This window comes from Streptomyces sp. NPDC046831 (genome assembly GCF_040645305.1).
Lineage (GTDB): Bacteria > Actinomycetota > Actinomycetes > Streptomycetales > Streptomycetaceae > Streptomyces.
Genome location: NZ_JBEYXZ010000001.1, coordinates 210,950 through 224,064 on the forward strand (window position 1 = coordinate 210,950; position 13,115 = coordinate 224,064).

The following is a 13,115-nucleotide window of genomic DNA, read 5'->3' on the forward strand; positions in this document are numbered from 1 at the left end:
TCAGTCGACCGCGAAGAAGCGCTGGAAGTAGTCGGCGGGGCAGTCCTCGCCGACCGGCTGGGAATCCGCCTCCACCCAGGCGTGCGCGGCGAACGGCGGCTGCTTGCGCACCCCCACGCACCAGGTGGGCCACTGGCCGCGCATCCGGCACAGCAGGACGGTCGCCAGCGACCTGGGCAGGCACCCCTTGCGGCCACCGGCGGTGAGGCTGACGGCCAGGACGGTGTCCAGGGCGGCCGCGGTCTGCGCCACCGAGGCCGGCCGTGCGCCGCGGCGCACCTGGCGCAGCAGGGTGCGTATCCGGCTGGGCGGCAGGGTCGCCAGCAGGTGGGCGCACCCCACGGCGAGGCGGGCCGCCAACCGGGTGGGCAGTGGTACCGAACGGGGCCGGTAGGGGACCGCTTCGGGTGTCGACATGGGGCTTTCCTCTCTGCACGTGCGGACGCGGTGAGGGGGCGCTCCGGCTTCTCGGGTCGCCGGCCGCTTCGCCCGTCAGTTCTCGTTGACGAGCCCGGCCGACCGGAGTTCCGTGAGAATGCGGTCGACGTCCTGCTGGGCGAGGCTGTCGCTGACGTCGTACCGCTCGGTGAGGGCGTGCACCGCGTCATCTGCGTCCCGGCCTGCCAGCATCGTCTCCAGGACCACGGCGGCGCTGGGGTTGAGCGTCCAGTACTCGCCGCTCTTCTCGTCCAGCAGGGCAAGGCCGTACTCGGTCTCGGCCATCAGGATGCCGCCGCGCAGTTCCAGTTTCATCGGACAACCTCCGTAGCGAGGGGTGTCTGCCGGTGGGGCAGGGGGTGACGGGTGTGCCGCAGCGGTACCGGCCCGGTCGCGTCCGGACCGCCGGGGCACGTGAACGGTGGCGCGTGGCGGCGCGGGCGTCAGCCGTCCGCGGGGCGGTGCAGAGTCTCCTGGGTGCGCAGCCACGCCTCGCAGCCGACGGTCGGGTGGAGGAGAACGTTCTCCAGCTCCGCCGACACCGGACCGGAGCACCAGGCGCGCCACACGTCCGCGTCGATCAGGCCCAGTCCGGCCAGCCGCGAGTCCTCGCACAGCGCCAGCAGGGCTTCCCGGTGCCGCCGCAGCCCGACCTCCTCCTCCAGCGTGGCGTTGGCCTTGGTGGCCCGGGTGCGGCTGGCCTCGGGGACGACGCCGCGCATGGCCTCCACCACGAGCGGCTTGTACCGCCACGGAGTCACCCGTTCCTCCGGGCGCACCGCCAGGCCGGCTTCCACCACACGGTCGTCGTAGAAGGGGGAGGCGAACAGGAGACCGCGCTGACGTGTCATCTGGTTGAGGTGCCTGGCGAACCGGGACACCGCCTGCATGGTGGCCAGTTCACGGTGCTCTCCGTGCCCGGGGCCCAGCGGCCTCGCCACGGCGGCCTCCTGCCGGATGAGTGCGCGCACCGCGTCGACGGCGTCCGCGGTGGCCCACGGCGGCATCCTTGCGGGCGAGCACCACTGGAACAACGGCTCCTCCGGCGAGGGCAGCGGGTCGGTCAGGTCGGTCGCGATCTGCTCCAGCCACGCCCCGTACGGGCGCCGGTCCAGCAGCTGGCGTACGGCTCGCCGCCGCGACCAGCGGTACTTGGCCAGGTATCCGCGGGTGTGGCGGACGGCGGTGCGCGGCTGGCGCAGCAGCAGGTCGTGGACGCGGGCGGAGGCGCCCGCCAGCAGCTCGTCACCGCCGAAACCGTTCAGGTGGACGGTGGATCCCCGATCCGCGGCCAGGTGGAGCAGGCTCATCCGCCGGTTGCGATCCACGGCGTACAGCGACGGGGCGTCCAGTACGTCGGTCAGCGCGTCCACGCCGTCGAAGGTGAGCGGGAAATCGTCGGCGGGAACGATGTGGTGCTCGATCCGCCCGCCGCCGTCGGCCGACGACAGCTCCTCGACCGTGCGGCGGGCCCAGTGGACGTCATCGCCGCGGGGGTCGCGGGTCGCCGCGGTGTAGGCGACGACCTTGGCGCCGGCAGCCACCGCGGTGCACACCACGGCGGTGGAGTCCAGGCCGCCCAGATCGGCGGTGACCACGTCCCGGTCCCGGACACGGACCTCGACGGCCCGGCGCAGCTCGTCCCGCAGCATCGCCGCGCCCTCGGCCAACGGCACGTCGCGCCGCGGCAGCCACCACCAGCGCTTCTGGTGTGCCCGGCCGTCGCGCTCCAGAACCAGGTAGTCGTGGCCGGGCACGGCTTCCACCCCGCGCCACACCGGTCGCGCCGACAGCGGGTGGAGCACGCCCAGACTGAGCATCTGGAGCGCGAGCCGGCCCTCGTCGAGGGGTGCCCCGGTCAGGTCGGCCAGGACGTCGGCCCGGTCGGCCGCCAGGTGGGCCCGGTGCGCCCCGCCGTGGAACAGAGAGCGGACACCGGTCACGGTGCCCTGCGCACGTACCCGGCCGTGCAGACTGGCCAGGAGGTGGTAACTGCCCGGCCAGGAACGGGCGTAGCGGTCGAGGGAGGCCGGGTCGGTGGCCGCGGCCGCCGCGCGGGCCGCTTCCTCGGCGGTGACGGCGTGCTCACCCAGCACCGCCAGGCGCACCCCGCCGCACTCGCCGACCGTCAGCTCCCGGGGGTCCCAGCGCCCCATCAGCCACGGCCGTCCCGAGACGTGCGTGTGGGTCTCGGTGGCGTGCGGCAGAGCCCTGGCCGCCACGGCTGCCGCTTCGTCGGTATCGGGCAGCACGACGAACCAGGCGGGCACCACGGCGGGCAGCGCGGGGCTGTTCATGGACTCACGTACCTCCGGTCGATGGCGTGCCCGCGGATGCGGCGGGAAGGACGGGCCGGGCGGAGCGGCGGAGGGCAGTCGGTGACCGCCCTCCGCCGCCATGGACGGGCCCCGGTCACTCACTCCGGAGGGAGGAGGGCAGGGCCCGGTCGCCTCGTGGTCAGATGAGCTGGTGACCGCCGAGGAGGTCCTTGGCGGTACCGCCGGCCAGGCCCGTCGTCTTGCGGAAACCGCCGGCCTTGCTGAGGGTGGGACGCTCGTACGTCATGGCCACACATCCTTTCGTTCACGACGACGTCAGCTGCCGCCGTGTCAGTCGGGTGAAGGAAACGTCAACACAGGCACCTGTTCGAATCGGACCGTTTTTCACCGCGGTTCCGGATCCACGGGCGGCCAATTCGGTAAGTCACCCTAGGGTCAGCCGTCGGATCATCACAACAGTGCGTGGAGGGGGTGACGTAGCACGCGGGAAGCGAACTCTGCACCTTTTCACGGGTGGATGCCGCCGAAAGCGGCGGAACACGTGCCATGGAAAGCAGATTTGAGGGTAGGGGAGAGGGTTTTCCCGTTGCCCGGACGGGAACCGCGTGCGTCCGAGGCCCGTAAGTCGCACCACCGCCGACCGGTTTGCCCAGGTCAGGGGCTACCCGGCCATCACGGCTCCCTCTCGGCCGCCCGAGGCGTCCGTGGGCCGGCACCCGCCGCCGTGAGAGAAATCGACAAAAGCTTCAACTGTCGAACGTGTAATCGTTGACCGGCGCTTTCGGTCGGCTCTCGCGGTGATCCGCGACTCTCCCGTGAGAACGGAGGGGAAAGAACTGACGGGTAACACCGCAGGTATTTCATGTCCGGACCGCCGGGTGCGTGTGCTCTCACCGACCGGCCTCGCCGTACCGGTGGCCCTCGCGGCCCTGCACGACAAATACGGTGCCCTCCAGGCCGCGTTCCCCAAAGCCGCAGCGCACCTGGACACCGCCCAGCACGACCTTCCGGCCTTCACGGCCTGGCCGCACCCTCACTGGCCCGGTCCTTGAACTGGTAGGGACACGGATCCCGACCGGCTCGCCCCGGGCAGGGCCGCTGCTCGCCCTGATCTGTGACAGACATGCCCCGTCACGAAACTGCTTGATCTCCGGCAGGACGCGGTGGGCGGGCACCCGCCCCAGCGGATCAGCGCCGGTGGCGGCGAACGCCCGCCGTAACGGGACACCGAGGAATCACGGTCGGCCAGGACGAGCCGGCCCGGGCCGCACGAGCGCGGCAGGCGGCCGACCAGGGTGACTTCCCCGGTGCGGCAGCCGGCGAGTTCCGCGTCCAGCACCGCATGACTGCCCACCTCCCCCAAGGCAGCCATCCGCACCTGCGGAAACGCGCTTCTGCCTGACCCGCGGCCGCTCACCACGCCCGTCACCCCCGCCGGATCCAGCCCGTGCTCGGCACGCTGACCCCTGCCGACGAGGCCGAGACCCTGCAGGAAACCGCGCAGGAGCTGCTCTCCGACGTGATGAACCAGTTCGGCCTCGACCCGCAGATGCAAGAACCGCCCCACCACACGCGCCCCGACGTCACACCGTGTGTGGCTGTGATGACAGGCGCGCTGGTTGACCCTTGAAAATTGACCGAAGCGTAATTATCTGCTCACTGTCCGGAGTTAAACCAGTGCTCCGGCCAAGCCGTCTGCTTGGGACGGCAATACCGGGAAACGCGGATGTCGACGCTCCCGGGAGCCGCTGGAAGGAGGGAGGCCCACAGGTGAACACCGATCCGATGGCCGACGACGTCTACCAGCCGACCCAGAACGACGTGCGCGAAGAGAGCACCGCACGGTTGGACGACCTGGAGGACGCGATCGAGGAACCGAGCTATGACGACCTCCTCGACGAGGGGTACTCCCCGCCCGAGAAGCCGCTCGGCGTCACCAAGCACGGCACGACCGCGGCCGAGCAGCGGGAGGGCGAGAGCCTCGACCAGCGGTTGATCCAGGAGGAGCCGGATGTACGGGAGCCGGAGGGTGACGGGGTGGGCGACCTGCCCGGCGGTGACGGCGAGGTCATCGACCCGGAGGCGGGTGAGGCGCGCGCCGGCCGCCTGATGGCCCCGGACGAGGGCGCACATCCCGACACCGAGAAGGACGAGGTCGCCTACGACGTGGGCATCGACGGGGGAGCGGCCAGTGCCGAGGAGGCCGCCGCCCACGTCACCGACGACGACTTCTCGCCGCCCGACGACGACCCCATCCCTCCGGAGGATCCCCTGCTTTACCCCCGCCTCCGGCGCCGGCACCGGCAGGACTGAGGAGTCAGCCCCGCAGCCGGTCGATCTGCCGCGGCTTGTTCGTCGCGTCCAGGGCGGCGACCTTGTACGACTCCGCGAGCGTCGGGTAGTTGAACAACACGGCGTCGACGAGGGAGTCGACGGTGCCGCCGCAGCCCGTCACCGTCTGTCCGATGTGGATGAGCTCGGTGCCCCCGTGCCGAAGCAGTGCACGCCGAGCAGCGTGTGGTCCTCCGGCGACACCATCAGCTTGAGCATGCCGTGCGAGTCGCCGATGATCTGCCCGCGCGCCGGTTCCCGGTAGCGGGAGACGCCCACCTCGAACGGCGCGCGGCCCTCGGTGAGCCAATCCTCCGCGGACCCCACGAAGCTGATCTCCAAAATCGTGTAGATCCCGATCGGCTGCAACTGGCGCATCGGTCCCACGGGTTCCCCGCACGCGTGGTACGCCGCCGCCCGCCCCTGCTCCATGGAGACCGCCGCCAGCGCCGGGTAGCCGATGACGTCGCCGACCGCGTAGATGTGCGGCACCTGGGTGGGGGAGTCCTCGTCGACCGTGATCCGCCCGCGTCCGTAGGCGCTCAATCCGGCCTTGCCAGGGCCAGATCGTCGGTGAGCCCCTGTTCGGCCCGTCACCCGCCTCACCCTGCTGAAGAGAGCAGACCCGCCGTGTTCCGGCAGACCCCCTCTACAGCCGCATCGTCGCCGAGCGCGGCGCCGTCCCCGTCCAGGTGCGCGGTGCAGCCGACCGCATCCACCACGACCTGGCACAGGTGGTGCGCTGGGCACCCGCATCCGACCTGCCCGCCCGTACCACGCAGGACCGGGCGAGACGCTGACCGCGTGTCTGCCACGAAGGTCGTTTCCCGTCTGCTCCCCCTCAGCGGTGAGCGGCCGGTGCCGCTCGAACGGGTGCTGATCCGATCAGTGGGGGAGAGCGGAGCAAGCGGTCTGAGCTACGCCTGACCCGCTGTGGTGGGTGCATCGCGGTGTGTGTGCCGGCTGTCTGGACCTTTCTGGCGGGAGAGGGCACTGTACAGCTCCGGAGAACGGTTCCCCCACACCGATCGAGGGCTGTGCACATGCCGATGGCACCAACTGTCCTGCGGCTGGCCGGAGCGGTCGCCGGTCTCGTGCTCCTGGCCGCGCAGACGACGACGGCGGCGTGCGCCGTGCCGCCGTCCCGCCCGCTCACCGCGCCACGGGCCGCCTCCGCGGCGCAGACCTGGTATCCGCCCCTGTCCACCCGGGGCCGCTACATAGTCGACGCCCGGGGCGACCGCTTCCGGCTGAAGGGCGCCAACTGGGACGGGGCACAAGGGTCGTGGACGGGCAGCGGCGACATCGGCGATCCGGCGAACCATCACGCGGGCCAGGACTCCCACGGGATACCGCTCGGTCTCGACCGCGTTCCGCTCGAGGGGCTGCTCGCCGACTTCCACGAACTGGGCATCAACACCGTCCGGCTGCCGTTTTCCAACGAGATGATCCACAGCACGGCCGCGGTGCCCGACAGCGCGGTGAGCGCCAATCCGCAACTGCGCGGCAGGACACCGCTCCAGGTCTACGACACGGTCGTGGAGGCGCTCAGCCGGAGCGGGTTCGCGGTCATCCTCAACAACCACACCAACACCTCCCGTTGGTGCTGCGGGGTGGACGGCAACGAGCGGTGGAACACCGGGCAGTCCACCCGGCAGTGGGCCGACGACTGGGTCCTCATGGCCCGCCGCTACGCCGGGATCCCGGGGGTGGTCGGCGCCGACCTGTACAACGAGGTCAGACGCAACGTCCTGGACGACCCCAACTGGGGCCTGGGCGACGACCACGACTGGTACGCGGCCGCCCAGCTCGCCGCCGACCGGATCCTCACCGAGGGCGACCCCCGTCTCCTCATCGTCGTCGAGGGCATCAACTGGACCGGCCTGCCCGCCGACGGGCTCCCGCACGGCCGGCCGCAGCTCACCCCCGTGCGCACGCTCTCGCACACCCTCGTGGACGCGCACAAGCTGGTGTACTCCGCGCACTTCTACGGCTACACCGGTCCGCACCACAGCGGTGCCACCGGCATCGGCGAGACACATGACCTGCGCTACCAGGACATGACCCGGGGGCAGTTGGGCGCGGCGCTCGACGACGAGGCGTTCTTCGTCGAGGAGAGCGGCCGGCACTACACCGCGCCCGTCTGGGTGAGCGAGTTCGGCATCGGGAGCGGCGAGACGAACCCGGCGGCCCGCACCTGGTTCGGCAACATGACCGACTACCTCACCGACCACGACGCCGACTTCGCGTTCTGGCCGCTGGTCGGCTTCGAGGGCCACGACGACTGGGCGCTGCTGCGCTACGACGGCGCCGGGCACCGCTCGGGCGTCCTCGACGCCGCCGACTGGCGCGGCACGGCCTGGCGGCACCTCATGTCCGCGCCCGGAACGACCGGCCCCGTGGCGTCCGTGCCCGCCTGGCGGATGCTGGCCACCGACCACGGCGACGCGGTGGAGTCGCGGCGCGCACGGGCGACGGGCGACTGGGACCCCGGCGCCCGCAAGGCCGCCTGCCCCGACGGGCTGCGGCTGATCGGTCTGGGCCACACCAGCGGCCGTGGCATGTGCACCGACGCCTACGCGGCGGCTGCGGCCACGGACGCGGGGCAGAGCGTCGTCACCGACGAGCGGTACGTGCCCGCCGGCGGCGACTGGGCGTCGGGGTACACGAAGCTGCAGTGCCCGTCGGGCGGTCTGCTGACCGGCTACAGCGTGCGCGGGGAGCGGATGTCGGCGGCGCTGTGCGTGCCGGGCCGTACCCCGCTCGCGGGGGCCGCCCGCACCGTGTGGTTCGACCGGTCCGACAATCGTCCCGACGGTGCGGCGGCCGGTGACTTCGCCGAGGGCGATTACAAGGGGCAGTGCGCGACGAACGAGTACGCCGCCGGGATCGCGTTCACCACGCGGTTCGGCAGCCGCCCCGGGCCCGGCGCCCTGCTGTGCCGCACCCTGCCGTGAGCGCGTTGTAGGACGACTTTGTCGGGAATCTTGAGGTTCGGGGTCATTTGCCCTGCCTCCAGCACAGGGGCCGGGGCAGTCCTCGCTTGTCGAGGTACTGCTGGAACGCCGTGGGCGGGCGCGGCCGGTAGGGGCCGTCCGCGGGTTTTTGAAGGCTCAGCCGCTCCACGTTGATCGCGAGTGCGGTCAGGACGCGCTGGAGGTGCGTCCTCCCGAGGCCGCGGTAGCGGCACCGGCGTCCGCGGTGGCCGTCCACGAATTCCTCGACGCTGCCCTCGGCCCCGGGCGCAGCCGGCAGAGCCGGCGCCGGTCGGCCATTTCCATAAACTATGAATATAAAAATGCTATGCTTCTGGCATGAGTCGCCAAGACGCCGCTCCTTGCGCGTCCGCCGCCATCGGGGCAGCCCTCTACGGCCTGGCCACCAGGGCCGCGAGACGCCTGCCCCGGGACATGAGTCTGACGTCCGCCGCCACCCTGGCCACCCTGGACCGGACCGGCCCGCGGCGCATCACCGATCTGGCCGCGGTCGAGGGCGTCACCCAGCCCGCGATGACCGCCCTGGTCCGGGTGATGGAGAAGTCCGGCCTGGTCGAGCGGCGGGGCGACGCGTCCGACAAGCGGGTCACGCTGGTCTGCCTGACCGAGGCCGGCGCCTCCTACGTCCGGACGCGGCGCCAGGCAGGCGTCCACGCGTTCGAGCGGTTGATCGGCGAGCTCACCGGCGACGAGGTCGAGGCGCTGGTGGCGGCCCTTCCGGCGCTGAAGCATCTGGCAGAGCTCGAAAGCCAGGACCGCGAAGGGCCGAAGCAGTGACCGGGCACCCGGTCGGCGGGGTCGCGGAGAAGGCGTTCCCGGTGGCGCGTTCCGAGGCGCGGCTGCTGGTCCCCGCCCTGATGTTCATCGCTCTGGTCGTGGCGGCGGTCGCCAGCCTCGGGACGCCGCTCATCACCAGCGTGGCGACCTCGTTCCACGTGTCGCTCGGCAGCGCGCAGTGGACGCTGACCGTCGCGCTGCTCAGCGGCGCCGTCGCAACGCCGGTCCTGGGTCGGCTCGGAGCCGGCCCCCACCGGCGGGCCACGATCCTCGCCACGCTGGCGGTCGTCGTCGCCGGCAGCGCGCTCACCGTGCTGCCGCTGCCGTTCGCGTGGCTGCTGGCCGGCAGGGCGGCTCAGGGCGTCGGGCTCGGGCTGACGGCGCTGATGATGGGCGTGGCCCGGGACCACCTCCCCGAGGAGCGCAGCGCGGCCGTGATCGCCCTGATCTCGGTGGTCTCGGTCATCGGGGCCGGCGTCGGCTACCCGCTGGCCGCACTGCTCGCCGAGCTCGGCGGGGTACGCGCCGCCTACGGCCTCGGCCTGGTCGTCACCGCAGCCGCCCTCCTGACCGCGTGGCGCTCCGTGCCCGAAGCCCCCGGGGGCCGCTCCGCCCACGTGGACGTGGCAGGCGCGGTCGCCCTGGCCGCTGCGCTGCTCCTGGTGCTGTTCCTCGCCGGCGAACGGAATCTGTGGAGCCGGCACCTCGCCGTGGCGGCGGGCCTCGCCGTCGCCGCGGTGGTGCTGCTCTGCGTCTGGGCCGTCGTCGAGCTGCGCAGCACGACGCCCCTGGTCGATGTGCGGGCGGTGCGGCACCCGGCGGTCGCCGGGGCGAACCTCGCCATGTTCGTCGGCGGGATCGGCATGTACCTCCTGCTCACGCTCATCACCCGGTACGCGCAGACGCCGCACGGCGCCGGCTACGGCTTCGGGCTGACGACCTTCGTCGCCGGGCTGGTCCTCGTCCCGTTCTCGGTGCTGGGGTTCGTCGCCGGCAAGCTCACGCCGCGGGTCCGGACGCGGATCGCCGACCCCCTGCTCCTGGCCGGCAGCGCCGTCGTGGTCGGCGGCGGATTCGCCCTGTTCGCGGCGGCCCGGTCGGACCTGGCCGAACTGTTCGCGGCGATGGGCGTGCTCGGCTTCGGCGTCGGCGGCTTCTCGGCCGCGATGCCCGGCGCCATCCTGGCCGTCACCCCCAAGAGCGAGACGTCGAGCGCCATGAGCTTCAACTACGTCGTCCGCAGCGTCGGGTACTCCCTGGGCAGCGCCATCGGCGGCCTGATCCTCGCCGCGGGCACCGGCCCCGGCCACCTCTTCCCCGACGACAGCGCCTACACCACCGCGGCGCTGGTCGGCATCGGCGCCATGGCGATCACGACGCTGACAAGCCTCGCTCTCGCCCGCCGACGCTCGTCCGAGACCAACCCGTGCGTCAGCTGCACTCATCCCGACACTGGAGGTTCCATGCCCAAGGGCTACTGGGTCAGCGTCTACCGCACCATTTCAGACCCTGAGAAGCTGGCTGCGTACAACAAGCTGGCCCGTCAGGCCGTCCAGCCCTGGGGCGGCCGGACCCTCGTCCGTGGCGGTCGGGTCGTGGCGTATGACGCCGGAAGCGCCGAGCGCACCGTCCTGGTCGAGTTCGACAGCTTCGAGCAGGCCGTCGCGGCGCGCGAGAGTGCGGCCTACCAGGAGGCGCTGGTCGCCCTCTCCGACGGCGTCGAGCGCGACTTCCGCATCGTCGAAGGCATCGACTGACCGAGGTCCAGTCGGATCTTCACTGAGGTGCTCGAGCTCCTCGTGCCGGCCGGCTGGTACCGCACCATCAGCTACCTGGCCCATGGACTCCTCCTGGAAGAGGAACTCCGGGGCGCCCGCTTCCCCGGGCCGGTGACCGCACTTCGCGCACATCTGGGTGTTGGCCGGCATCGCGGAACAGCTTTTCGGGCCGGCTCGGACGGGCTGGAAACAGTGATCTCGCGGAAGGGAATTCATGCGTGCCATGCGATTCGGGAGGTTCGGTGGCCCGGAGGTCCTGGAGGAGGCCGATGTGCCGGATCCGTTGGCGGGGCCGGGCGAGAGTGTGGTCCAGGTGGAGGCCGCGGGTGTCAATTTCGGCGACATAAAGCAGATCGCGGGCGAGCACACCGACGGTCCGTACGCTCCCCAAGGCCCACTGCCCCGTATTCCCGGCATGGAAGTCGTCGGCAGGACCGCAGCCGGCCAACGAGTCCTCGGCTACGTCCCACAGGGCGGTTACGCCGCCAAGACGGTTGTCGCCGACCGCCACCTGGTCCCGTTGCCGCCGGGGCTGGGTGCGGGCGAAGCACTGGCAGTTCTCCTACAGGGGCTGACGGCGTGGCATCTGCTGCGGTCGGTCGCGCGTATCAGGCCCGGTGAGAGCGTGGTGGTCCATGCCGCCGCGGGCGGGACCGGCAGTCTCCTGGTCCAGCTGGCCCGGGAGTTCGGGGCAGGACGGATCATCGCCACAGCGTCGACCGACGAGAAGCGCGCCTTGGCTCTCGAACTGGGCGCGGACGCGGCGATCGACGGCGACGCGGCCGGCTATCGAGAGAGGGTCCTTGACGCCAACCGCGGACACCCTGTCGACATCGTCCTGGACGCCGTCGGCGGCCCCGTCCTCGACGCCGCCCTGGACACACTCGGACACCTCGGCCGACTGGTGACCTACGGCGTCTCGTCCCGGCAGACAGCCTCCGCGATTGCGCCGAGCCGACTGGCGGTGGACAGCATCACTGTCGCCGGCTTCTGGGTCATCCCGCTCATCGTCAGGAGCGGCGCCGGCGGTGCGGAGCTGGCGGAGCTGCTCGACCTCACGGCGCAGCGTCGCCTGCGGCCCCTGGTCGGCGCGGAATACGACCTGGCGCGGGCTCGCGACGCGCACGAGGACCTGCTCGGCCGCCGTACGAAGGGGAAACTGATCCTCCGCCCTTGACGACGAACGCCCGTCTTGCCACCGTATGGGCCCCATGGTCGTCCCGCACCGTCACCCGCCGGCGTCTCACCCGCCACGACGCCTTGCAGCACATCCAGGCCGAGGCGGACGAGGCCGGCAATATCGACTGCCTGGTCCAGATCGACTCCATCATCGTCCGCGCTCACCGGGTCCGCCGGGGAGACGTCCTGCGGGCAGGGCAGCCGGGATGTCCCGTCGGCCACCTCCACCCGCACCGCCGACACCAGCCGCAGCACGGGTCTGTGCGGTGAGCGGTGTCCCTCAGCGCCGTACCGCCGTCGGATCCTGTGCCAGCGGGGCCGCCACGCTGCCAAGAAGCCGCAGCGCGGCCTCCGACGGCGAGCCGGGCTCGGCCGTGTAAGCGATGAGACGCTGGCCGGAGGCCCCGGGTATGACAAGGTTCTCGAAGCTGAGGTCCATCGCGCCGACCAGCGGATGACGCAAGTGCTTCACCCCGGAGGTGCAGGTGCGCACCGGATGCCGGGCCCAGCGAGAGGCGAACTCAGCACAGTTCATGCTCAGTCGACCGATGAGTTCGGCCAGGGATCGGTCGTGGGGATGGCGGCCGGCGACCAGGCGCAGGGAGGCCACGCCGAGTTGCGCCTCCTCGTTCCAGTTCGTGAACAGCTCCTGATACTGCTCATCCAGGAACAGCATCCGGGTCAGGTTCGGACGGGTGGCCGGTGTGTCGGGGCTCTCGGGCGCCAGATGTCCGGCTAACAGCGCGTGCCCCATACGGTTCCAGGCGAGAACGTCGTTGTGCCGGTCCAGCACCAGGGCCGGGACGTCGCTCATGGCCCCCAGCAACTGTCGGGCTGAAGCACTGGCATGGGCCACTCGGGGCGGAGCCGGCCGGGACGAAGCGGCGGTGGGGCGGGCCAGGTCCTTCAGATGGGCCGTCTCGTCCTCGGAGAGACGCAGCGTACGTGCAAGGGCATCCAGCACACCGTCGGAGGCGCTGGTGGCACGGCCCTGTTCGAGACGGGTGTAGTGGGTGATGCTGACCCCGGCAAGCGTGGCCAACTCCTCACGACGCAGACCGCTGACGCGGCGGCGGGTCGGGTGCGGGGTGATGCCGACGTCCTCCGGGCGCAGTGCGGCGCGACGCGACTTGAGGAAGTCTCCCAGCTCGGACGGGGCGTCCACCCATGCCTCCAGGTCGGCGGTGTGCAACAGGCCGTGGCCACTGACTTCCCATGATGCCCGCCCGACACGAAGACCGGAGGCCATAAGGGTGGTCATGTGGTGACTACCCTCGCGCTGGCTGTGCGAGGCAGGGTGCTGGCTGGGATTCCGGGTGTCGGCGAGTCTCTCCTTC

At 71.5% G+C, this 13,115-nt stretch carries 14 protein-coding genes and 2 pseudogenes; 9 read left to right on the top strand and 7 right to left on the bottom strand.

The genetic code is table 11. The annotated features are described in order from the left end of the window. The 4 genes from ABZ920_RS00780 to ABZ920_RS00795 all read right to left on the bottom strand — a co-directional run bounded on the left by ABZ920_RS00780 (nucleotide 1) and on the right by ABZ920_RS00795 (nucleotide 3,003). Entirely contained in the window at nucleotides 1–417 is a 417-nt protein-coding gene (locus ABZ920_RS00780; RefSeq protein WP_361497009.1) for a lasso peptide biosynthesis B2 protein, read from the bottom strand. Nucleotides 418–492: 75 nt separating this feature from the next. Then, nucleotides 493–753 (bottom strand): lasso peptide biosynthesis PqqD family chaperone, encoded by a 261-nt coding sequence (locus ABZ920_RS00785; protein WP_361497012.1) that lies wholly within the window; start codon nucleotides 751–753, stop codon nucleotides 493–495. 128 nt (nucleotides 754–881) lie between these two features. Then, nucleotides 882–2,735, bottom strand: a complete 1,854-nt coding sequence (locus ABZ920_RS00790; RefSeq protein WP_361497015.1) for an asparagine synthase-related protein — start codon at nucleotides 2,733–2,735, stop codon at nucleotides 882–884. A 160-nt stretch (nucleotides 2,736–2,895) separates the two neighbouring features. Then, nucleotides 2,896–3,003 (bottom strand): keywimysin-related RiPP, encoded by a 108-nt coding sequence (locus tag ABZ920_RS00795; RefSeq protein WP_358938496.1) that lies wholly within the window; start codon nucleotides 3,001–3,003, stop codon nucleotides 2,896–2,898. Nucleotides 3,004–4,164: 1,161 nt separating this feature from the next. On the opposite strand from ABZ920_RS00795, the gene ABZ920_RS00800 reads away from it, so the two are divergent. After that, the gene (locus tag ABZ920_RS00800; protein ID WP_361497018.1) at nucleotides 4,165–4,347 is read left to right on the top strand and encodes a hypothetical protein; all 183 of its coding nucleotides are present in this window, start codon (nucleotides 4,165–4,167) and stop codon (nucleotides 4,345–4,347) included. 140 nt (nucleotides 4,348–4,487) lie between these two features. Then, nucleotides 4,488–5,030 (top strand): DUF5709 domain-containing protein, encoded by a 543-nt coding sequence (locus tag ABZ920_RS00805; RefSeq protein WP_361497021.1) that lies wholly within the window; start codon nucleotides 4,488–4,490, stop codon nucleotides 5,028–5,030. Between the two features lie 4 nt (nucleotides 5,031–5,034). Here ABZ920_RS00805 and ABZ920_RS00810 read toward each other — a convergent pair. Then, nucleotides 5,035–5,632 (bottom strand): annotated as a pseudogene (locus tag ABZ920_RS00810) (FAD-dependent oxidoreductase); the annotation flags it as partial. Between the two features lie 220 nt (nucleotides 5,633–5,852). Between ABZ920_RS00810 and ABZ920_RS00815 the strand changes: the two are divergent. Beyond that, nucleotides 5,853–5,975: a hypothetical protein gene (locus ABZ920_RS00815; protein ID WP_361497024.1), complete on the top strand. Its 123-nt coding sequence runs from the start codon at nucleotides 5,853–5,855 to the stop codon at nucleotides 5,973–5,975. Nucleotides 5,976–6,091: 116 nt separating this feature from the next. After that, nucleotides 6,092–8,005: a cellulase family glycosylhydrolase gene (locus ABZ920_RS00820; RefSeq protein ID WP_361497027.1), complete on the top strand. Its 1,914-nt coding sequence runs from the start codon at nucleotides 6,092–6,094 to the stop codon at nucleotides 8,003–8,005. 43 nt (nucleotides 8,006–8,048) lie between these two features. Here the strand turns inward: ABZ920_RS00820 and ABZ920_RS00825 are convergent, their stop codons facing one another. Further along, complete coding sequence (locus ABZ920_RS00825) at nucleotides 8,049–8,411, bottom strand: transposase (protein ID WP_361497583.1); 363 nt, start codon at nucleotides 8,409–8,411, stop codon at nucleotides 8,049–8,051. Nucleotides 8,412–8,458: 47 nt separating this feature from the next. On the opposite strand from ABZ920_RS00825, the gene ABZ920_RS00830 reads away from it, so the two are divergent. The 5 genes and pseudogenes from ABZ920_RS00830 to ABZ920_RS00850 all read left to right on the top strand — a co-directional run bounded on the left by ABZ920_RS00830 (nucleotide 8,459) and on the right by ABZ920_RS00850 (nucleotide 12,048). Next, nucleotides 8,459–8,821 (top strand): MarR family transcriptional regulator, encoded by a 363-nt coding sequence (locus tag ABZ920_RS00830; RefSeq protein WP_361497586.1) that lies wholly within the window; start codon nucleotides 8,459–8,461, stop codon nucleotides 8,819–8,821. Next, nucleotides 8,818–10,578: an MFS transporter gene (locus ABZ920_RS00835; RefSeq protein ID WP_361497030.1), complete on the top strand. Its 1,761-nt coding sequence runs from the start codon at nucleotides 8,818–8,820 to the stop codon at nucleotides 10,576–10,578. The genes ABZ920_RS00830 and ABZ920_RS00835 overlap by 4 nt, the downstream gene beginning before the upstream one ends. Before the next feature lie 24 nt (nucleotides 10,579–10,602). Then, nucleotides 10,603–10,704, top strand: a pseudogene (locus ABZ920_RS00840) (carboxymuconolactone decarboxylase family protein); the annotation flags it as partial. A gap of 109 nt (nucleotides 10,705–10,813) precedes the next feature. Then, nucleotides 10,814–11,776 carry a zinc-binding dehydrogenase gene (locus tag ABZ920_RS00845; RefSeq protein ID WP_361497033.1) on the top strand — a complete coding sequence of 321 codons (963 nt, stop codon included), beginning with the start codon at nucleotides 10,814–10,816 and terminating at the stop codon, nucleotides 11,774–11,776. Then, a complete protein-coding gene (locus ABZ920_RS00850) occupies nucleotides 11,773–12,048 on the top strand; it encodes a hypothetical protein (RefSeq protein WP_361497036.1) in 276 nt (91 codons plus the stop codon). The genes ABZ920_RS00845 and ABZ920_RS00850 overlap by 4 nt, the downstream gene beginning before the upstream one ends. 10 nt (nucleotides 12,049–12,058) lie before the next feature. Here the strand turns inward: ABZ920_RS00850 and ABZ920_RS00855 are convergent, their stop codons facing one another. Beyond that, nucleotides 12,059–12,943 (bottom strand): helix-turn-helix transcriptional regulator, encoded by an 885-nt coding sequence (locus tag ABZ920_RS00855; protein WP_361497589.1) that lies wholly within the window; start codon nucleotides 12,941–12,943, stop codon nucleotides 12,059–12,061. Nucleotides 12,944–13,115 lie beyond the last annotated feature (172 nt).